17 protein-coding genes are annotated in these 19902 nt (G+C 61.3%); 10 read left to right on the top strand and 7 right to left on the bottom strand.

Annotated features, from left to right (window positions below; translation table 11 throughout):
* Positions 1 to 7: 7 nt before the first annotated feature.
* From FAZ95_RS10795 to purU, 4 genes are read right to left on the bottom strand one after another with little or no spacing between them, the layout of a single operon-like run.
* Positions 8 to 3007 carry a sarcosine oxidase subunit alpha family protein gene (locus tag FAZ95_RS10795; RefSeq protein ID WP_175425566.1) on the bottom strand — a complete coding sequence of 1000 codons (3000 nt, stop codon included), beginning with the start codon at positions 3005 to 3007 and terminating at the stop codon, positions 8 to 10.
* Complete coding sequence (locus FAZ95_RS10790) at positions 2994 to 3323, bottom strand: sarcosine oxidase subunit delta (protein ID WP_137332438.1); 330 nt, start codon at positions 3321 to 3323, stop codon at positions 2994 to 2996. The genes FAZ95_RS10795 and FAZ95_RS10790 overlap by 14 nt, the downstream gene beginning before the upstream one ends.
* A 12-nt stretch (positions 3324 to 3335) precedes the next feature.
* Complete coding sequence (locus tag FAZ95_RS10785) at positions 3336 to 4586, bottom strand: sarcosine oxidase subunit beta family protein (RefSeq protein WP_137332437.1); 1251 nt, start codon at positions 4584 to 4586, stop codon at positions 3336 to 3338.
* 23 nt (positions 4587 to 4609) lie between these two features.
* The gene (purU, locus tag FAZ95_RS10780) at positions 4610 to 5482 is read right to left on the bottom strand and encodes a formyltetrahydrofolate deformylase (protein WP_137332436.1); all 873 of its coding nucleotides are present in this window, start codon (positions 5480 to 5482) and stop codon (positions 4610 to 4612) included.
* Positions 5483 to 5747: 265 nt separating this feature from the next.
* Between purU and FAZ95_RS10775 the strand changes: the two genes are divergently transcribed.
* The 3 genes from FAZ95_RS10775 (at position 5748) to FAZ95_RS10765 (ending at position 7282) form a co-directional block, all read left to right on the top strand.
* A complete protein-coding gene (locus tag FAZ95_RS10775) occupies positions 5748 to 6395 on the top strand; it encodes a TetR/AcrR family transcriptional regulator (protein ID WP_137332435.1) in 648 nt (215 codons plus the stop codon).
* A 152-nt stretch (positions 6396 to 6547) separates the two neighbouring features.
* Positions 6548 to 6724 carry a hypothetical protein gene (locus FAZ95_RS10770; RefSeq protein WP_175425480.1) on the top strand — a complete coding sequence of 59 codons (177 nt, stop codon included), beginning with the start codon at positions 6548 to 6550 and terminating at the stop codon, positions 6722 to 6724.
* 303 nt (positions 6725 to 7027) lie between these two features.
* Positions 7028 to 7282 carry a DUF4148 domain-containing protein gene (locus tag FAZ95_RS10765; RefSeq protein ID WP_254699877.1) on the top strand — a complete coding sequence of 85 codons (255 nt, stop codon included), beginning with the start codon at positions 7028 to 7030 and terminating at the stop codon, positions 7280 to 7282.
* A gap of 68 nt (positions 7283 to 7350) precedes the next feature.
* Here FAZ95_RS10765 and FAZ95_RS10760 read toward each other — a convergent pair whose 3' ends face one another.
* Positions 7351 to 8787 (bottom strand): amidohydrolase, encoded by a 1437-nt coding sequence (locus FAZ95_RS10760; RefSeq protein WP_137332433.1) that lies wholly within the window; start codon positions 8785 to 8787, stop codon positions 7351 to 7353.
* A 186-nt stretch (positions 8788 to 8973) separates the two neighbouring features.
* Here FAZ95_RS10760 and FAZ95_RS10755 point away from each other — a divergent pair, with 186 nt between their 5' ends.
* The 7 genes from FAZ95_RS10755 to FAZ95_RS10725 all read left to right on the top strand — a co-directional run bounded on the left by FAZ95_RS10755 (position 8974) and on the right by FAZ95_RS10725 (position 17375).
* Positions 8974 to 9924 (top strand): LysR family transcriptional regulator, encoded by a 951-nt coding sequence (locus FAZ95_RS10755; protein ID WP_137332432.1) that lies wholly within the window; start codon positions 8974 to 8976, stop codon positions 9922 to 9924.
* Positions 9925 to 10075: 151 nt separating this feature from the next.
* A complete protein-coding gene (locus tag FAZ95_RS10750) occupies positions 10076 to 11389 on the top strand; it encodes an MFS transporter (RefSeq protein WP_254699876.1) in 1314 nt (437 codons plus the stop codon).
* A gap of 99 nt (positions 11390 to 11488) precedes the next feature.
* A complete protein-coding gene (locus tag FAZ95_RS10745) occupies positions 11489 to 12976 on the top strand; it encodes an amidohydrolase (RefSeq protein WP_175425565.1) in 1488 nt (495 codons plus the stop codon).
* Between the two features lie 11 nt (positions 12977 to 12987).
* A complete protein-coding gene (locus FAZ95_RS10740; RefSeq protein WP_175425688.1) occupies positions 12988 to 14424 on the top strand; it encodes an amidohydrolase in 1437 nt (478 codons plus the stop codon).
* Between the two features lie 42 nt (positions 14425 to 14466).
* Positions 14467 to 15186, top strand: coding sequence for an ethyl tert-butyl ether degradation protein EthD (locus tag FAZ95_RS10735; protein ID WP_137332429.1), 720 nt, complete (start codon positions 14467 to 14469; stop codon positions 15184 to 15186).
* Between the two features lie 225 nt (positions 15187 to 15411).
* Positions 15412 to 16533 (top strand): porin, encoded by a 1122-nt coding sequence (locus FAZ95_RS10730; RefSeq protein WP_137332428.1) that lies wholly within the window; start codon positions 15412 to 15414, stop codon positions 16531 to 16533.
* Between the two features lie 236 nt (positions 16534 to 16769).
* Positions 16770 to 17375, top strand: a complete 606-nt coding sequence (locus tag FAZ95_RS10725; protein ID WP_437437726.1) for a TetR/AcrR family transcriptional regulator — start codon at positions 16770 to 16772, stop codon at positions 17373 to 17375.
* A 22-nt stretch (positions 17376 to 17397) separates the two neighbouring features.
* On the opposite strand, the gene FAZ95_RS10720 is transcribed toward FAZ95_RS10725, so the two are convergent.
* Both FAZ95_RS10720 and FAZ95_RS10715 read right to left on the bottom strand, forming a co-directional pair.
* Complete coding sequence (locus FAZ95_RS10720) at positions 17398 to 18042, bottom strand: maleate cis-trans isomerase family protein (protein WP_254699875.1); 645 nt, start codon at positions 18040 to 18042, stop codon at positions 17398 to 17400.
* Between the two features lie 105 nt (positions 18043 to 18147).
* A complete protein-coding gene (locus FAZ95_RS10715; RefSeq protein ID WP_137332425.1) occupies positions 18148 to 19524 on the bottom strand; it encodes an MFS transporter in 1377 nt (458 codons plus the stop codon).
* Positions 19525 to 19902: the final 378 nt, after the last annotated feature.

The raw sequence follows: 19902 nt of genomic DNA, 5'->3' as shown, positions 1-19902 counted from the left end.
GACGAGCCTATCCATTGAGGCGCTCTCCTTTCGGATCGAAATGTGCGGTTGGAACGACTCGCGCGGCAATCATCCTGCCCTGCGCATAGATGTTCACGACCTCGCCGAGGCGGGATGCCCCATTGCGCAAAATGCCGAGCCCGATCGCTTTGTTCAGCATCGGGCTCAGGCAGGCGGACGTCACATAGCCAGCGGAGGGAGCCGGTGCCTTGGGACTGGCGGCATCGACGAAGTGTCCGCCCACGGGAAGCGGAACCTTCGGGTCGACCGACTCGAGACCTACGAATTCAAGTCGTCCGCTCGCCTTGTCTGCGGGCCGCTGGAGTGATCTTCGGCCAATGAAGTCGTTGGTCTTCTTTTCGATGATCTTCGACCAGCCGATATCGAGTGGATTCGAGTTGCCGTCGGTATCGGCGCCCACGTGCAAGTAGCCTTTTTCGGTGCGCATCACCTCGAGCGCCTCGATGCCGTATGGGGCGATGCCGAACGGCTCTCCAACCTTCGCGATGCGATCCCACAGCGACCTGCCGTAGCGGCTTCCAACCGAAATCTCATACGTCACTTCGCCGGTAAAACTCGCGCGGAGTATGCGAACCGGCACGCCCGCAAACGTGCCGCTGCGAAAGTGCATGTGCGGAAAGCGCTCGGCGGAGAAGTCGATATCGGATTCGAACTGCTGAAGGACAAGGCGTGCCTTGGGTCCCGACAGTGTCACGTTCGCCCATTGCGAGGTGACGTTGTTGATATGCACGAGGAGATCGGGCCATTCGCACTGCAGGTATTCCTCGAGCAGGAGGAACACACGGCCGACCGCAGCGCTCGTCGCATGGACGAGGTAATGGTCCTCCGCGAGCCGTACCACGACGCCGTCGTCGATGAGTACGCCGTTTTCGTTGGTCAGCATCGCGTACCGCGCCGAGCCCGCCTTCAGGCTGGCCAGGTTGTTGACATAGACACGGTTCAGGAACGTCGCTGCGTCCGGCCCCTTCACTTCGATCTTGCCGAGCGGCGAACCGTCGAACATCCCCACGCCGCTACGGACGGCAAGCACTTCACGCCGCGTTGCAGCCATGACGTCCTCGTCGCCTTGCGGGTAGTACTCGGGCCTGCGCCATCCGTAGTCCCCGAAGCGCGCTTGAGCAGCAGCATGCGAAGACGCCGCATGCAGCGTCTGCCACGGGGCATACAACTCGCCGACCGTGCTTCCCGCAAACGCACCCAGCGTGACTGGCTGATAAGGAGGACGGAAGCGCGTCGTACCGACCTCGATGATCGGCCGCGCGCTCAACTCCGCCATGACGGCAAGGATATTGAAGTTGCTCGACTTGCCCTGGTCGACGCTCATGCCGCCCGTCGTATAGCGCTTGACGTGCTCGACCGAGCGGAAATTCTCGCGCATTGCGAGCTCGACATCGGACACTTTGACGTCGTATTGGAAATCGAGCCACTGCTTGTCAGTGGGTGCGCTCTTCGTGAACCAGAACGGCTCGATTCTCAGCGACTCGTGCTCGGCGGCATGCGTTTTCGGAACTTGCGCGCGGACGGCGAGCGCAGCACCAAGCTGCTCGCTCGCGGCTTCTCCGGCCTTGATGCCTGCCTCGATGCACTCAGGCAGCGAGAAGTCGCCATTCGCTGCACCGATGACACGAACGGATTGTGAACACGAGAGCGGCACCAGGCAGGCCAGCGCGTCCTTGTATTCCAGCGAACCTCCGGCCTGGCTGAAGAGGTGGATGGTCGGGGTCCAGCCGCTCGACATGGCGACGAGATCGCACCCTACGGTCATGGTCGCATCAGCAAGATTGCCGTCGCCAAGATGCCGCGACAGCTCGACCGCCTTGACTCTGCGTTTGCCCACGACATCGCGAATGCCATACCCGACGTAGTGCGAGATACCGCGAGCCTTAAGATCACCGCGCAGTTCGTCTCCGACTTTCGCTCGCGTATCGACGACACAGATCGCCTTCACTCCGACGGAGTGCAAGTCGATCGCGGTGCGGTAGGCGTCGTCGTTGTTCGTGGCGATCACGACACGCGAGCCAGGCACCACGCCAAACTGGTTGACATACCGCCTGACTGCCGACGCGAGCATGATGCCGGGGCGATCGTTGTTGGCGAAAACTAGCGGACGCTCGATCGCGCCTGTCGCCAGCACCACCGAGCGAGCGCGAATACGCCACAGGCGTTCGCGCAGCCGTCCTTGTTGTCCGTTCGGGCCAAGATGATTGCCGACGCGCTGCGCCGCCACGAGAAAGTTGTTCTCGTAGTAGCCGCTAACGTTCGTGCGCGGCAGGAGCTGCACGTTAGGCATCTGCTCGAGCAGAGCAACCGCCTCCTCGACCCACTGCACGCCCGGCACGTCATCCACGGAGAACCGTTCCGCGAGCAAGCCGCCGCCAAACTTCTCCTGGTCGTCGGTGAGAATGACGCGCAGACCCGCGCGGCCGGCGGCCAGCGCAGCCCCAAGCCCAGCGGGACCACCGCCGACGACAAGCAGATCGCCGTGGACATTGCGCTTTTGGTACTTCTGCGCATCCGGCAGCTTCGGCGCCTTGCCCAGCCCGGCAATAGGACGCACAAAGCGCTCGTAGAAGCGCCAGTTCGGCCACATCATCGACTTGTAGTAGAACGATGCGGGCAGCAGGCTCGCGAAACGGTCCATGACGCCGAGCGCATCATTGCACGCATTCGGCCAAGCGTTCTGGCTGGCCGCCTGCAGGCCCGGATACAACGGCATCATGGTCGCGCGGACATTGGGCTCGTCGAATGACCCCGACTCGAGCTGCACGAGAGCGTTGGGCTCTTCGACGCCGCTGCCCATGATGCCGCGGGGCCTGTGCAGCTTGAAACTGCGACCAACGATATCGATGCCGTTGGCAAGCAGCGCCGCGGCAAGCGTATCCCCTTCGAGCCCCTCGTGCGGCTTTCCGTCGAAGCTGAACGCCACCTTCCGGCGCGGCGGGTTTGCCGGCCGTCCGAACACCGGCACACGCTCAAGCGGCTTCATGGACACCTCCTGTGGTTCGCTTACCACTCTCGCCACGCTCGCCGTTTCGCGAAACGGCGTCGAAGGTAAACACATCGCGCAATGCGTGGCTTACCGTGTCGCGCTCGACGCCAAACCACTGCCGGCAGCCGAACGTATGGCGCCAACGCTCAAGGGTGTTCCCACGCACGTTCTCGCGCGAAAAAAGGTAGTCGGCCCATTGCGGGTCCGAGAGTTCCCGCGGCTCGGCAGGACGCACGCGGTTCAACGGTCCGCCGAAAGTGAACTCGTCTTCGTCTCGCGTGCTGCCGCAGTATGGGCACGGAATTCGCAACATGATTCTTCTCGCTTAATGGTCCACGCCGGCGGCTGCGGCTTCATTGACGAAACGCCCCGTCGCAAAGCGATCCATCCCGAACGGCTCGATGAGAGGATGGGGGCGATCATTGGCGACGGTATAGGCAAGCGTTTCTCCACCGACGGGAATGGCCTTGAAGCCGCCCGTCCCCCAACCCGTGCTGATGTACAGCGCCGTAACGGGCGTCTTGCCGAGAATCGGACTCGAATCGGGCGAGATGTCGACGATGCCGGCCCATTGCCGCATCAGCTTGAGACGGCTAAACGTCGGGAACAGATTGAGTGCGGCGCTCAATGTGTCTTCGAGAGCGGGAAGCGTGCCGCGCTGGCCGTACGAAGGGTAGGCATCTGCGCGGCCGCCGATCAGGATTTCGCCACGGTCCGACTGGCTCACATAGCAGTGCACGAGGGGCGACACGACAAGGCCATCTAGGACCGGCTTGATGGGCTCGCTGACCATCGCTTGCAACGCCACGCTGTTGATCGGCAAGGTCATGCCAGCCATCTTGGCGAGCACCGACGAATGGCCGGCGACCGCGATGACGACCTTGTCGGCCTCAATGTAGCCAGTCTTCGTTTCTATGCCACGGATCCGGTTTCCGTTCATGCGCAGGCCCGTTACCTCGCAGTTCTGAATGATGTCGACCCCGAGGTTATCCGCGCCGCGCGCATAGCCCCATGCAACCGCGTCATGACGCGCCACGCCCGCGCGACGCTGAATGAACCCGCCAAGAATCGGGTAGCGAGCGTTCGGACTCGTGTCCAACACTGGCATGAATTCCCGGATCTGGTCGAGATCGAGCATCTCGGCATCGATGCCCTGCAACCGTATGGAGTTGGACCACCGCTCGAGCCCGTCCATCTGATGCGGACTGTGCGCGAGCGTCAGCGCACCGTGCTGACTCAGCATGATGTTGTAGTTCAGCTCCTTGCTCAGGCCCTCGTACAACTGCAGCGAGCGCTCGAAAAAGTTCGTGCTTTGGGGATAGAAGTAGTTCGAGCGGATGGCTGTTGTATTACGTCCGGTATTGCCGCCTCCCAGCCAGCCCTTTTCGAGCACCGCGACATCGGTAATGCCGTGGTTCTTCGCCAGGTAATACGCCGTGGCGAGACCCTGACCTCCACCACCGACGACAACGACGTCATACCGCGATTTGGGTTCGCGGGAACGCCACGCCGGCGTCCAGTTGCGGTGTTTTGACAGCGCATGCTTCGCGAGCGACCAGAATGAATAGTGTTCCAAGCGAGACCTCTTGCGCAGCTTGACTACAGAACGACAGTGCGATGACCGTTCAGGAAAATGCGGCCTTCGCTAAAGAGACGCACCGCATTGGCGAGGGCCACGGCCTCGGTATCGTGACCGACCAGCACCATGTCTTCGGCGGTATAGGTGTGGTCGATGGGCTTCACCTCCTGGGCGATGATGGGCCCTTCGTCGAGGTCGCTCGTCACGAAATGCGCCGTCGCGCCGATGACTTTCACGCCACGATCGTGGGCCTGGTGATACGGACGCGCCCCCTTGAAGCCCGGCAGGAAGGAATGGTGGATATTGATGGCGCGGCCTTCGAGCTTGCGGCTCATCTCGTCGGACAGAATCTGCATGTAGCGGGCGAGTACGAGCAGCTCCGCGCCGGACCGCTCAAACAGGTAGAGAATCTGCGCTTCTTGTTGCGGCTTCGTCTCCGGGGTGATCGGAAAGTGGTGAAAGGCAATCCCATACCACTCGACGAGGCTGCGGCAATCGTTGTGATTCGACACGACACCGACGATATCGATGGCGAGCGCTCCGGCACGCCACTTGGTCAGGATCAGGTTCAGGCAGTGATCGTATTTCGAGACGGCGATCAGCACCTTCGGGCGATAGCCGGCGGGGCGCAGCGTGAACGTCATATCCAGTGCCGACGCAAGCTCTGCCATCTTCGATCGCAAGCCGTCGATCGACGTCTTCAGCACATGGTCGTTGAAGACCATGCGCGCGAAAAACGTCTCCGTGCGCGGGTCACCGTAGTGGAACGATTCCGTGACGAACGCGCCCTGCTCAAACAGGAGGGTCGACACTTTCGCGAGGATGCCCAGGCGGTCGGGGCATTCGAAGGTGAACAGATAGTCAGACGTCTTGGGTTGGGCTGCGGTGGACATGTCGATTTCCTGAAACCAAGTGGAAGGCACACTACAAACAATAAATATTTATTGTTTTTAATCGCGCCAGAACGTGAAGCTGCTTGCAAGACCATTAGCCGACGGTTCAACGTTACGTCGAGGCAAGTATAGGGAGACCCGCCGTCAATAACAATAAAAAATTATTGTTACTTGTTTGAGGTATACCCTCGGTTGACTGGCGAGAGCCTGGAGCCGACGCTGCGCTGTAATACACTTCGTTCGCACGAACGCAAACCATGAGCTTATGAGCACCGTATCGAAACCAGAGCCGTCCCGGCGGACTTCGCCGCGCCGCACGCAGGAAGAGCGCAGCGACGCGACGCGCCGGCGCATCATCCAATCCGCCATGCGCCTGCTGTACAAGAAGGGGTTTCGCGCCACCAATCTCCAGGACATTGCGCGAGGGGCTCGCGTTACGTTGGGCGCCTTGCAGCACCATTTCGCCAGTCGTCAGGTGCTGATGGAACGTCTCATCGATGAAGTGATGGCGCCGTTGTCCGACGATGGCGTGGTGTGGCCGCCCCTCGACCTGCCCCTCGAGAAACGGGCCAGGGAATTCGTGCGCCTGGCATGGCAGACGATTTATGGGGTTCCGAGCTACGTTGCGGCATGGAGCCTGTTCTTCGGCTGCAAGTCCTCACCGGAGCTGTTCGCCCGCATCGACGCGAACCGCGCACGGTCGGACCCGATCTTTTTTGCGCGCTTCGTCACCTGCTTCCCCGAAATCGAAGCGCAGCATGCCAATCCGCAACAGTTTGCCGGCTTCGTCTTTGCCAGCTTGCGAGGAATGGCCATGTTCGACCTGTTCGATGTTGCGCAGGAAGAAATCGACGGTCAGCTCGACGTGCTGGTGCAAATCATCGTGCAGGCGGGATCGCTGCGGCGCGAATGAAAGCGGCTCGTCACGGCAATGCCGGTCGGATACGTTCGAGTATTAGGCTCGGCGCACGCTTCGCACTACACAATTAAATCATCGGGTCGAGACTACCCGCGAGATCTGCCTAGATGTCCTCGACATCTTCGAGACCAACGGAGAGTCGAATCATGGTGCGGCAGGTTGAGCGGCTCGTGCTGCGCTATCGCGCGGCCGGCGTGGCGGGACTGGTGTCAGGCAGGCGTGGCCGCCCGAGCCATCTGACGCTGCAGGACCTGCTTGTGAAGGGTTTGGCAAAAGAACGCTCTCGTGATAAGAAAAATTCTCTTAGCAGTACGATTGTGTGATGCGTTTTTATTTTGTTGCGTGGGATCGGCTGTCGCTCTTCGGCCGTCACCGTTACCCGTAGCTCCGGGCCTCTGGAAGACGAAAAACCGAGCGAGCCTCAGCTTTCGGTTTGAGGCATCAAAGGAATTGCACTTATTTCCCACGTACATTCTTTGATTCGAGCGCTCCACCCTCAGCACGCTATTGCTTGGCGCGATTCAATCTGTTGCGTCCGCTGCCTTTCCGATGCCGCACATCGACACCTATACTTCGTGAGGCGAGGCCAATCCGCCCTCCTTCAACGCCTCGCTGGGAGTGTGACCATGAACATGCCTCTAACAATGTCGACGATCGCGGCAGCACTCGTGTTGCTTCCTAGCGCCGCATTCGCCCAAGTGTCGAACGGCGAGCAAGTCACTCGCGCACAGGTCAAGCAGGAACTCGCCGATTTGGTGGCAACGGGATATCGAGCCAATTCGGCCCGGTACAACGCCTACCCGAACGACGTTATCGCCGCCGAGACACGTCTCGCTGCGAAACGTGCGGCGCAAGGGATTTCGGCGGAACCTGCGCAGTAACGGATTGCGGGCTTCGGCATTAGCCGAAGCCCGATAGCCGGGATACGAGGCTTTAGGGAAACGTCAGGTTAGCTCGACGTCTGAGTGCGTGCGGGCGGAGGCAAAACCTCCGGCGGAATGGGACACAGATAAGGTTGTCGACCGCGCTTTTCGTGCAGTTCCGCTTTCGCTTCACTCAGCACTTCGGGCCGGCGAACCAGGTCGATTGCCGTGGCGGCCAGCGTCTGCGCGGCCATCAACATGCCCCGATGCGCCAGTGTCGCCTTCCCTTGCGAAACCATTTGCCAGGAATGAAACCCCGTTCCCCACGCAAAGCACGCGGTTAGGCATTGAGTCGTCGGCACCACCCACGTGACGTCGCCGACATCGGTCGAGCCCGTGACCGGACGCACCATGTCGGCCCGATATGGCTGGACTTCGGTGACGATCGGCCGCGGGTCCCGAAGCGCCGCCGCGAAATGACGCGAGCTGTTTTCGAAATCGTCGGGCGCGATCGTCTGCTGAATCTGCCTGGCGAGTTCAACATCGTCGTCACTGACGTCAAAACCGCCGAGCGCCCGCATATTCCTGTCCAATACGGCGTCGAGCGTGTCGTTGTGCAGCACGTTCGAGCAGGCCTTGTCGAAAACGATTTCAAGCCGGGTGCCGGTCATCAATGCGGCGCCGGCGGCGATCCGCTTGACTCGCTCGAATAGCTCGCGCGCGTCTTCACTGCGTGGCGCACGCACCGTGTACAACAACTCCGCGAACACAGGTACGACGTTGGTCGAAATGCCGCCGGAATTGATGTACGCAAAGTGGACGCGCGCCTGGTCCGGCATGTGTTCGCGCAAATAGTTGACGCCGACGTTCATGAGCTCCGCCGCGTCCAGTGCGCTGCGCCCCAGGTGCGGCGCCAGCGCCGCATGGGCGGCCTTCCCGTGAAAGCGGAAGTACGCCTGCACGTTGGCGAGCGTGGCATTCATGAACACGGAGTTCGCAACCGACGGATGCCAGCTCAGCGCCGCATCGAGATCGTCGAACAACCCGGCGCGCGCCATGAACGTCTTGCCCGCCGCGGCCTCCTCGGCGGGACATCCATAGAACCTGACCGTCGCCTCGATACCGTTCGCGGCAAAGTAGTCACGCGCCGCAACCGCCGCGAGATGTGCGCCTGTCCCGAGCAAATGATGGCCGCAGCCGTGGCCGTTCGTGGTGGCTCCGTCGGCAGCCGGACGGCAGACCAGCGCGCCGCTTTCCTGGCTCAATCCCGCCAAGGCATCGTATTCCCCAAGAAACCCGATGACCGGCCCGCCGCTGCCGGCTTCGGCGACGAACGCCGTCGGCATCCCGGCTACGCCCCGTGTCACGCGAAAACCGGCGTCTTCGATCATCGACGCATGAAGCTCCGCCGAACGGTGCTCGCTATAACGCATCTCGGCCAGCGCCCAAATTTCGTTGGCAAGTTCGATATACCGCTCCTGCTTCGCCTCGACTAGGTCCTTCACGCGTGCGACGTGCTCCACATCACCTCCCGTTGTTCAAGATGGACAGTCCGTTTGAACATGAGCGGGCTGCGACCAGACCCGCACCTGCCAAACGGCGGTCGGCGTAGAGTACGTCGGCAAGAGGCTGGCTTGCAGGTGAAGAAAAGTGTTGTCGTTGACTCCCGGTTGTCTCCTCCCGCAAAAATTTGATGTCATACATTGCACATGAAACTTCATCAACTGCGCGCACTGGTTGCGATTGCCGATACGGGCAGCATTCGAAACGCCGCCCGAGCAAGCGGGCTTTCGCCGGCCGCCATCACGAAGGCGATACGCGAACTCGAGGAAGATCTGAACGTCACCTTGATCGTTCGCGAGGCGACTGGCGTGACGCTTACCGAAGCCGGCCAGACGCTGCTCGGCCACGCAAGGCTGACCGTCGGGCAACTGGCGCGTGCGCGGCAAGAGATGGAGCGGCTCTCGGGCAGCCGGCACGGCACGCTTTCGATAGCGGCAGTGTCGTGGGTCGCGCTGACGCTGCTAGGAGAAGTCATCAACGCGTTTCAAACGCAGATGCCAGAGGTCAAGCTTGAATTCTTCGAAGGATTGGCGACCGTATCGATGCCGAAGCTGCGCGACGGGACGCTCGATCTTTCGATAGGCAGGGTCAACGCGATGAATCAATCCGACGAGTTCATTCATGTTCCACTATTCCGCACCGGCTATGCGGTCGTCGCGCGAGCCGAACATCGGCTGGCAGGCTGCCGGTCATTGGAAGAACTGGCACATGCGGAGTGGATCTTGAATCGCGACTCCTTTGCCGACGAGATCGCCGGCGACAATGCTTTCGGCGAGTACTGTCGTGCCCATGAACCGCGCATTCATATTTCGCATTCGAGCGCGATTGCGCTGGGACTCGTCGCCAGCACCGATATGTTGACTCTGATGCCTTGGCCGCTCGCCGAACAGCTCGTCAGCAAGGAAGGACTGTCGGTGCTTCCGCTCGTCGACTCCATCGCCGAATCCGAGACCAGCCTGGTGTACCGCCGCGCCGCGCCGCTCAGCGCGGCAGCGAAATGCTTCGTCGAGTGCCTGAAGAGCGTGATTCGCGACTCGATGAATTCCGACGATCCGCGCAAGCGCCGTCTCTTTCATTCTGTCGAGTGCTTGCTGTAGACAGTCGCCGCACCTGTCGCGCCGCTTATTAATTAGCTTTTTCATACGTAGTCCAAAATTTATTTTGACACGTTGACTCTACGAACAGCGAATGTCATTATTTTTTCAACCGACGGCGACCGTGCCGCGGAAAACCAATTCGGAGACGGGTGTGCCAAATCAAGCAAACGGCGGCGGTGCTTCATCGGTTGGGGACTTCATCGCAGTGGTGTTGGGCAACGCACTGGAGTTCTTCGATTTCACTGTCTACGCGTTCTTTGCGGTGTACATCGGCAAGGCCTTCTTCCCGGCGTTTTCAGCGGCGAGCCAGGTCGTCGCTTCGGTTGCCGTGTTCGGCGTGGGCTTTGTCGCCCGTCCCATCGGCGGCGTGGTGATCGGTGCGTATGCCGACCGCGCAGGGCGCAAGGCCGCGCTCTCCCTCACCATCGCGATGATGGCGGCCGGCACCGCGATCCTGGCATTCACACCGTCTTACGCGGCAATCGGGATGGCTGCGCCGGTCCTGGTCGTCATCGGCCGCCTCTTGCAAGGCTTCTCGGCCGGCGGGGAAATGGGCCCCGCGACGACGTACATGCTCGAAATGGCCTCTGCGAACAGGCGCGGTTTCTACACGAGCTGGCAGCTCGCGACGCAAGGCGTCGCGTCGCTCTTCGGCGGCCTGGTCGGCTATGTCGTTTCGTCGACGCTCTCGGCTTCCGCGCTGGCCGCATGGGGGTGGCGCGTGCCGTTCGTCGTCGGCCTCCTGATTGCGCCGATCGGAATCTACATCCGCCGCCGGCTGAACGAGACCCTCGATACCGAAACCGCCGTCAACGATACGGCGGAACTGGCGAGCTCCATTGTCCGGCATCATCTTTCCGATTTGCTGATCGCGTGCAGCGTGCTGATCGGGCCGACGATCACGGTGTATGTGGTCGGGTACTACATGACGACCTATGGCATGCGGGTACTGCATTTCCCGGCTTCGACGTCGATGCTCGTAGGTTTCATCACCGGCGGCGTGGGAATCGTCGCATCGCTTGCCGCCGGATTGATCTATGACCGGTTTCCCAACCGGAAGTGGATGGTATTGCCGCAGGTCCTGACGGTGATGGCCATCCTCCCCGCATTCGCCTGGGTGACGCAAAGCGGGACCGCAAGCGTCTTCTTCCTGATGGTCGGAGGCCTCACGCTGCTGCGGGTCCTGATGGCGCCGTTTCAACTGTGCTTCATTCCCGAGATCTTTCCGAGCGCGATTCGCAGCACCTGCGTCTCCATCTGCTTCAGCGTGCCGACCACGCTCTTCGGCGGCAGCGCTCAAGTCGTGGTCGCCTGGCTCGCCACCGTCACGCAAGATCCGATGTCGCCCGCATGGTATTTGCTGGCCGCGAACGCGATTTCGCTGCTAGGCGTCCTGGCGCTCTTTGCGCGGCATCGCTCGACAGCGGGACGCGACGACATGCTCCGCGCGAGAGCGGGAATCTAGAGCAGACCGCCAGCTTAATCAGCGATTCGCATTCGCTTCTGAATCACTGCCCTGCAAGGGCAGGTGGCCCCCTCATGCTTTGAAGAAACAGGAGAACTCGTGAAACTCAGTGAAATCGATCAAGAGATTTGTGCTCGGATCGAAGCGTATCGCGACCTGTGCGTCCACCTGAGCAACCGGCTGTGGGACCTTGCCGAGACGGCCTATGCGGAGCACGAATCTGCTGAGTTGCAAATACGCGAACTCGAGCGCCACGGTTTTCGCATTACCCGCGAGGCCGCCGGCATTCCCACCGCGTTCGTCGCCGAAGCAGGCGACGGCGGCCCCGTCATCGGATTTCTCGGCGAATACGACGCGCTCCCCCACTTGAGCCAGGTGGCCAATACCGCCACGCGGCAACCAGCGGTTGACGCGGGCAGCGGACATGGTTGCGGCCACAACCTGCTGGGTGGCGCAACGCTGCTGTCGGCGTTTGCCATCAAAGACTGGCTCGCGGCCTCCGGGCTTCCAGGACGCGTGCGGTACTACGGTTGCCCCGCCGAGGAAGGCGGCGCCGGCAAGACGTTCATGACGCGGGCCGGCGTGTTCGCGGATCTCGACGCCGCGTTGACCTGGCATCCGGCAAGCATCCAGGCGATCGATGCGATGACGACCCTCGCGACGCTCCACGCGCGCTTCACGTTTTCCGGCGTCGCGGCTCACGCCGCGGCCGCTCCTCACCTGGGGCGCAGCGCGCTGGACGCCGTGACGCTCATGAACGTCGGAGCGAACTATCTGCGCGAGCACATGCCCAGCGACGCTCGCCTGCACTACGCGCTCCACGACGCCGGAGGCTCCGCGCCGAACGTGGTGCAGGCGCGCGCCGAAGTCGTCTATCAATTGCGGGCGCCCGACTTGTCGACGATCAACTCGCTGCTGGACCGTCTGAACAAGATTGCAGACGGAGCCGCATTGATGACGGACACCACTGTGCAGCGCCGGGTGGAAAAGGCCATGTCGAACATGCGGCCCAACAAGGTTTTGTCCGACCTGATGTACCAGCGCATGCTCGCGATCGGACCAGCGCCCTTCGATGCCGACGATCACCGTTTCGCAACGAGCATGCAGGCTGCCATTTCAGCCGCGGAAGCACGAGGCAGCCTGTCGATTTTCGGCGCGCAACGGCTCGCCGGCGCGTTGCACGACAGCGTGCTGCCTGCGGAATGGATGCCGTCGCTATTGCCTGCTTCGACCGACGTCGGAGACGTCAGCTGGGTTGTCCCGACCGCCCGCTGCCTCGGCGCGTGCTTTGCACTGGGCACGCCGTTCCACTCCTGGCAGCTCGTCGCCCAGGGCAAGTCGACGATCGCACACAAAGGCATGCAGCAAACGGCCAAGGTCATGGCCGCGACGGCTGCGGCCCTCTATGCGAGTCCCACGTTGCTCGACGACGCCAAGGCGGAACTGCACGAGCAGTCCACTGTGGAAGCCTATGTGTGCCCCATTCCTGCCGACGTGCCGCCACCTGTCCCGAAGAAGCGCGACCGGGCGCCGGCAAACTCGGTACGTGGTTCGTTTCCGGTTCAATACTCGGGGAGCAATGCGTGAAGCGCGAAAACATGCAGCAAATCTCGCTCATCGATCAACTAGTCGAAGCCAAACGCGACGAATACATCCGTCTCTCGGATCGGATCTGGGACCTGGCGGAAACGCGGTGGGAAGAATACCTTTCTGTCGACGCTCAAATCGAAATCCTCGAGCGCGAAGGGTTTCGCATCACGCGAAACCTCGGCGGCCTGCCCACGGCGTTCGTCGCGCAAGCGGGCGATGAAGGCCCTGTCGCGGGTTTTCTCGGCGAATACGATGCGCTGTCGAACATGAGCCAGCAAGCCGCTGCGACGCAAGCGTGCCCGGTTTGCGCCGGCGGCAGCGGTCACGGATGCGGCCACCATCTGCTCGGTGTCGGCGCGATGCTCGCCGCAGTCGCCACGCGCGACTACCTCGCTTTGCAAGGCTTGCCCGGCATCGTGCGCTATTACGGGTGTCCCGCGGAGGAAGGGGGCGCGGGCAAAACCTACATGGCCCGCGAAGGCGTGTTCAACGACATTGATTTTGCCTTGACCTGGCACCCCGGCCCGTTTTCCGGAATCTTCAAATACAAATCGCTTGCCGTCATTCAGGCGTACTTTCGCTTTTCCGGCATCGCATCGCATGCTGCCGCCTCTCCCCATCTTGGGCGCAGCGCCCTCGATGCGGTCGAGTTGATGAACGTCGGCGTGAATTTTCTGCGCGAGCACATGCCCGCCGAGGCGCGTGTCCACTACGCCGTCACGGATGCCGGCGGCACTGCGGCAAATGTCGTCCAGGCCGCGGCGGAAGCCCTGTATGTGATTCGCGCGCCTGACATCGAGCAAGCGCGCGATCTGTTCGAGCGCGTTCGGCGCATTGGCACCGGCGCCGCATGGATGACCGAAACGACCGTCGATGTCGAAATCGATCGCGCATGCTCCGAGGTCCTGCGCAACGCGACGATTGAAGCCTTGACGATGGCGAACCTGGAACGGCTTGGCCCTCCTCCCTTCGACAAGCCCGATCGCATGTTTGCCGCGCGGCTTGCCGAGTCCATCAGTGCGGGCGATCTGCACGAATGCCTCGATGCCTACCGAGGACCCGCCGACACCAGCGGACTCGCCGATATACCGCTGCCGCTTGCCGACGAACCGGGCTCGCTAACCGGGTCCAGCGATGTCGGGGACGTAAGCCAGATCGTGCCGACAACCCAATACCTGGGCGCTTGCTATGCCGTGGGCACCAACATGCACACCTGGCAACTCGTAACGCAAGGCAAGCTGCCCGCCGCGCACAAGGGGATGCTGCATGCGGCAAAGGTGCTCGCCGCCACGGCGGTCGACCTCTTGACGGAACCCTCGCTGATCGACGCTGCGAAAACGGAACATGCCCGGCGCACCGGGGGACGCCCCTACACATGTCCGATTCCGGATGCGGTGCTCGCACCGCCTTTGCGCAACCGTGCGTCAAAAAGAAACCTGGCTTGACAGCAGTTCGCCGTTTATCAAGAACATCATCGGACTTCACTCATGACGTTTTCCTACTTCATCACGGCGCTCGACGAGCGCAATCCGGATGCGCAAGTTAGCGCAGCGCATCAACAGCGGCTTGTGGAGAAGATTCAAGCCACGCCCGAATTGCTGAAAGCCGAGGTGTATACCCCCGCCGGTATCGCGACCTATCACGATGACGGACCTGCGCCACTACTCGCGCTGCGGCTCGAGTTCGCTTGCATCGAGGCGCTCGAAGCCCAAGTCGCCGAAGGCGGCTACCTCTGGCGGCTCGCGCGATCCGATGACTGGCTGGCGCTCCAGGCGACCGAAGTCACCCATCAAGCCATGCTCACGCGGACCTTCCTTCCGCTGACGAAAGCCGATGGCGACACCTCGTTCTGCAGCTATCTCGTGCACTACCCCGGCGCCGCCCAAGACTTCAATGCATGGCTCGCCTACTACGTCGCGCATCACCCGCAAATCATGCTCGACTACCCGAACGTGCGCCAAGTCAACGTATTTACGCGCGTGGACTGGTGCGATTCCATGCCGTGGACGCGCGCGGACTACATGCAGAGGAACATGCTGACCTTTCCTTCATCGCAAGCGCTATCGGAAGCGTTGACCTCACCCGTGCGTGCGCGTATGCGCGAGGACAATGCCCGGTTTCCAGCGTTTTCCGGAGGAGCCCGCCACTACCCGATGTCGACCACGGTAGTCGCACCAAGCCAGATCACCAACGCCGTCCCCGCATAGCTTTCAGGCCGCTCAAATAGGCCGGCTATCCACCCAAAAGGAGAAAAATGATCTAAACCCGTTCCGCACGCCGTCTCTCATCACATACAAATAATTATGCATACCTAATTAAAAGATTAGGTGGATTGGAAATCTCAATTCAGTCAGCGAATCGCGCTAAAACGCCGGACTCCGAGCGGAACCTCTTTGGGGCGATTCAAGCGGCACTTCGAAAGGATTCTTGAAATGCGAAAGACAGCATTTGCCATCGCCACGATGCTTGGCACGATTGCAAGCGCCGCGCATGCGCAAAGCAGCGTGACGCTGTACGGCCTCGTCGATTCGGCGATCGGCTACACCACCAACCTCGGCTCCACCAATGGCCACATCAACCACGGCGTGCAGGCGCTGCCCGGCGCCATGTCGGCAAACCGGTGGGGGCTGCTCGGATACGAGGACATCGGCGGCGGAACGAAGGTCACCTTCCGGTTGGAAAACGGCTTCAACATTCAGAACGGCACGCTCGGACAAGGCGGCCGGATGTTCGGCCGCAGTGCCTATGTGGGCATCGGCAACCACAGCTGGGGCACGGTGACCGCCGGCCGCCAGTACTTGCCGTTCCAGGAAGACCTGGGTAACGAAATGGCTGCCTACTACATGTCGGGCTACACGTTCCATCCGTACGACAGCGACGACATGAACGCCACATTCCGCCCGAACAATGCCATCAAATACACAACGCCGACCATTGCCGGCTTCACGGCAAAGGGCATGTACGCGTTCTCTAACCTCGCTGGCCAGATCAATACAAACCGCCTGTGGAGCGCCAGCGCCGACTACGTGAACGCTTACCTGCACCTCGACGCTGGCTTCTTCACCGTCAATCGACCCGGCATCAATACGGTAGGCGCCGAAGCTTCCGACAATACGTACGGCGCGCTGCCCACGATTGCGGCCGGCGGCATCGCGAAGCACACGGTATGGGGCGTGGGCGCAGGGTACACATTCGGCTCCCTGCTCTGGGATTTCGTCTATACGCATGCTGCGTTCGACGCCACGGTAGGCGGAGTCCTGAGGTTCAACAACTACGAAACCAGCGTGCGCTATCAACTCACGCCGGCCACGGTATTGACCGCCGAGTATCTCTACACGAACCAGAGGAGCACCGTTGCCGCCAACGGCAACACCCACTACAACCAAGGCGCGGTAGGCATCAATTACTTCTTGTCGAAGACTTGCGACCTTTACAGCAACCTCGTCTACCAAAGAGCCGCCGGCAGCGCCCACGCCTGGATTCTCAACGAAACGTCGATGTCCAGTAACAATAGCCAGTTTCTGGCGTTGGTCGGGATCCGGAAGAAATTCTGAGGGCCGCGGTCGTGATGATGCTCGCGCAGTCTCAGGAATGCGCAGGCGCATTCGCCCGCAAGCCAGCCGTGCATCGCGCCTCACCGCCGAAAATAATGAGCGTCATGCGTTTATTGACGGCGAGCTTGTTAGAATGAGTTTCTTTGGTCAATCAGGTACGGCGTGGCTCTGAAAACTGTCCGCTGCGCCGTACCCGCATAGAGAGAACGAAGGTGCCGCAAGTCAAGAAAGCCGGAATGCGCGAAGCGATCCTCGCGGCCGCGTTCGACCTGTTCTGCCGCAAAGGCTATACGCCCACGACCATGTCGGAGATCGCCCGCACCGCGGGCATGACCGTCGCGAATCTGTACGTCTATTTCGATTCGAAGCTGCTGATTCTCTACGAGATCTATCAGCCCTGGCTGAACGATCAGTTGCAGGCGCTGCGCGAATCGGTCGTCAAGCTGCGCACGCCCCGCACGCGCCTGAATCGTGTCTTTACCGGCATCTGGTCTGACATTCCGGCAGCCGATCATTGCTTTGCGAACGCCTTGATCGAAGCGCTTTCGAGCGCGCCATCGGGCATGGGCAAGCCCGTCAATTTGCTGATCCAGGTCGAGGAGTTCCTCAACGAGCTGCTGATCGAGATCCTGCCGCCGGAACGGGCGGAGATGGTCCGCGAAGGATTGTTTTCGCACATCGTCTGGATGGCGTTCGACGGCTTCGTCATCAATCAGCGTATCGGGGACTTGAGGGACATCGAAAAGATCGCCGACCTCATGACGGATATGTTGCTTGGCAGCGCCGATACGGAAGGCACCAGGACGGCGCGATCACGTTCGCCGGGTGTGGCGGCCCGCTAACGGCGCTGCGGCATGCCCTCTCCTATCGGTCGAAATCGCCAGCGAGCAGCGCGCCATAACCGGCGCGCTGCTCTTTGATGCCGAGCACGCGCAGGCAATACCACAGCAATGCCTGATTGCTTGCCACCACGGGGCGCCCGAAGCGTTTCTCGATGGCGTCCATGTGCGTCGCCAACTGGATGCCCGCGCAACTGATCAACAGCGCATCCGCTGTCGCCGCCGCTGCCTGCAATCGTTCGGATAACTCGAGCCAACGCTCAGGGGGAATCATGCCCTGCTCAAAGGGCGTAGCCCGGGATTCCGCGTATTCGGCAACGACCTCAATGCCGTGCCGGCCAAGGAAATGCCTTTCGGCGTCCACCACTTCCGGCAGATACGGCGTCAGCAGCGCGACCCGCTTTGCACTTACCGCATCGAGCGCAGCGAGCACCGCCTCGACGGTCGTCACCGCGCGAATCCCTGTCGCCGCCTCGATGCGCTGATTGATATGCATTGCGCCCGCCACCACTCCGGCGGCGGTGCAGTTCAGCGCGATCAAGTCGACACGCGCGTCCGCAAGCAGCGATGCGTGAACTTCCAGGTCTTCGAGCAAGGCGGCGTCATCGGCTAGCGATGAGCGTCGAAATGGCAATCGCGACGTGAGGAACTGCACCCCATCGGGGGCCATCAATTGCATCTCATAGTCACACAGGCCACCGGATGGGTAGAGCTGCCCGATGCGTGCGCGCGTTCCGAAACCACAACTCACTTTGATCTACTCGTCCGAAATAAATTATTGGCCTTGCGACGCGGCGCCAGATGCAAGACATACGCCCTCTTCGTTCTCCACCTTACCGGGCAATCTGAGCCGCGCAGGCGCTGGCGTGATGAAAATCGCAAAGGCAGCGAGTAACGCCGCAGCCGAGAACACATAGAAATTCCACGCCACGTCGAGATGCTGCGCAGCGAGCACGCCGCCAATCAACGGCCCGCTCATCGCGCCGAAGCGCCCGACTCCCACCGCCCAACCGGTCGCGCTCGCGCGCGCATGTGCGGCGTAGTAGTTCGCGATATAGCCGAGCTGCACCATCGCGACGCCGATGCTGCCGAACCCCGCGCATGCCACCAGCGCGTAATTCACCGGCAAGGAGCCCTTGAAAGCGAGCGCAGCGATCGACACTGCGCCAATCACATAGCATGCGACGAGCGTCAAACGCGCACCGCGCCGGTCGGCGATCCGGCCGATCAGGATGCCGCCTATCGCCGATGAGAGCATGAACACCGCAAGGAACGACAGACTCGATCCCAGGTCGTAGCCGAGCTTGTGCATGATTTGCGGCAACCAGGTACCGAGTCCGTAGATCACCGTCACGGCCGCAAACTGCGCCAGCCACAGGCTCAGGGTCGCCCATCGGTTGTGCGTCGAAAACACTTCGGCAAACACGTCTTTGACCGACACCTTGGGCGCCTCCGTCGCGCGGACAGCCGCGATGTCACCCGCCATGCCAAGCCGGCGCGCCAGCTTGCGCGCGTCCTCGAGCCGCCCTTTCGCCACCAGGAATTCGAACGATTCCGGCAGCAAGCGCATGAATAACGGTAGCGCCAGCAACGGCGCCGCCCCAACGCCGACCACGAATCGCCAGCCGAATCCCTTGAGGAACGCGATGCCGACGAGCGCCGACAACAGTGCCCCGAACGAATACCCCGAGTACATCAGCGCAAAGTTGAGATTCTTCCGGTGTGAGGGCGAGTACTCCACCGTCAATGCGGCGGCCACCGAGATCACGCCACCTAGCCCCAGCCCGCCGACGAATCTCGCCACCGAAAAGACGATGGGCGTCGGCGCCGCAGCGGCCGCCAGCATCGAAAGGGAGAACAGCGCCACGCAGCCGATCAGGAGCAGCTTGCGGCCCGTGAGATCGCTGACGACGCTGATGAAATAGGACCCGAAGAGCGTCCCAAAGAGCGCGGCGCTGCCCATTGCGCCGATCTGCACAGGCGTCAAGCGCCAGTTCGGATCGGTCATCAAGGCTGGCACGACCGTGCCCATCACGCCGACGTCGTACCCCTCCGCCACGATCGCGCAGAAACAGAGGAACAAGACGAGATACGTGGTTCTCGGCGCGGGAACAGGCGATCGCCTGTGCGCATTTTCACTTGAGATAGGCATGCAACTCTCCAGGGGCGGCTTCTAACAATAGGTCAATGAAAGGATTCCCGCAGCAGCATCTGAGTCAACGCCAAGGACGGGTGAGCAACGTGCGCTGCCGTGTGGTTGCCAAACCTCAAGGCCAATGATTTCGCTCGGTTAATAAAGAATCACACTCTCTTTTTGCGTTGTCAAAGATTTCAATTTAGGGGTTTCCACCAGCCCGAAGCCGCGATTGGCCGCGCGCGCCATCCGGCCACATGTCTGCACATTTCTCAGGTCGATCCAAAGCACACGCGACCGTCCCTGCCATCCCCCCGCACCCTCACTTGCCCGCTTCAAAAACACTTGACATTCGCTTTTTTGAAAAACAGAATGCCATTCATTATTAGACGGCGC

Source organism: Trinickia violacea (assembly GCF_005280735.1).
GTDB lineage: Bacteria > Pseudomonadota > Gammaproteobacteria > Burkholderiales > Burkholderiaceae > Trinickia_A > Trinickia_A violacea.
Note: the sequence above shows the minus strand (reverse complement) of the source record. Positions and strands in the feature narration are given on the sequence as shown.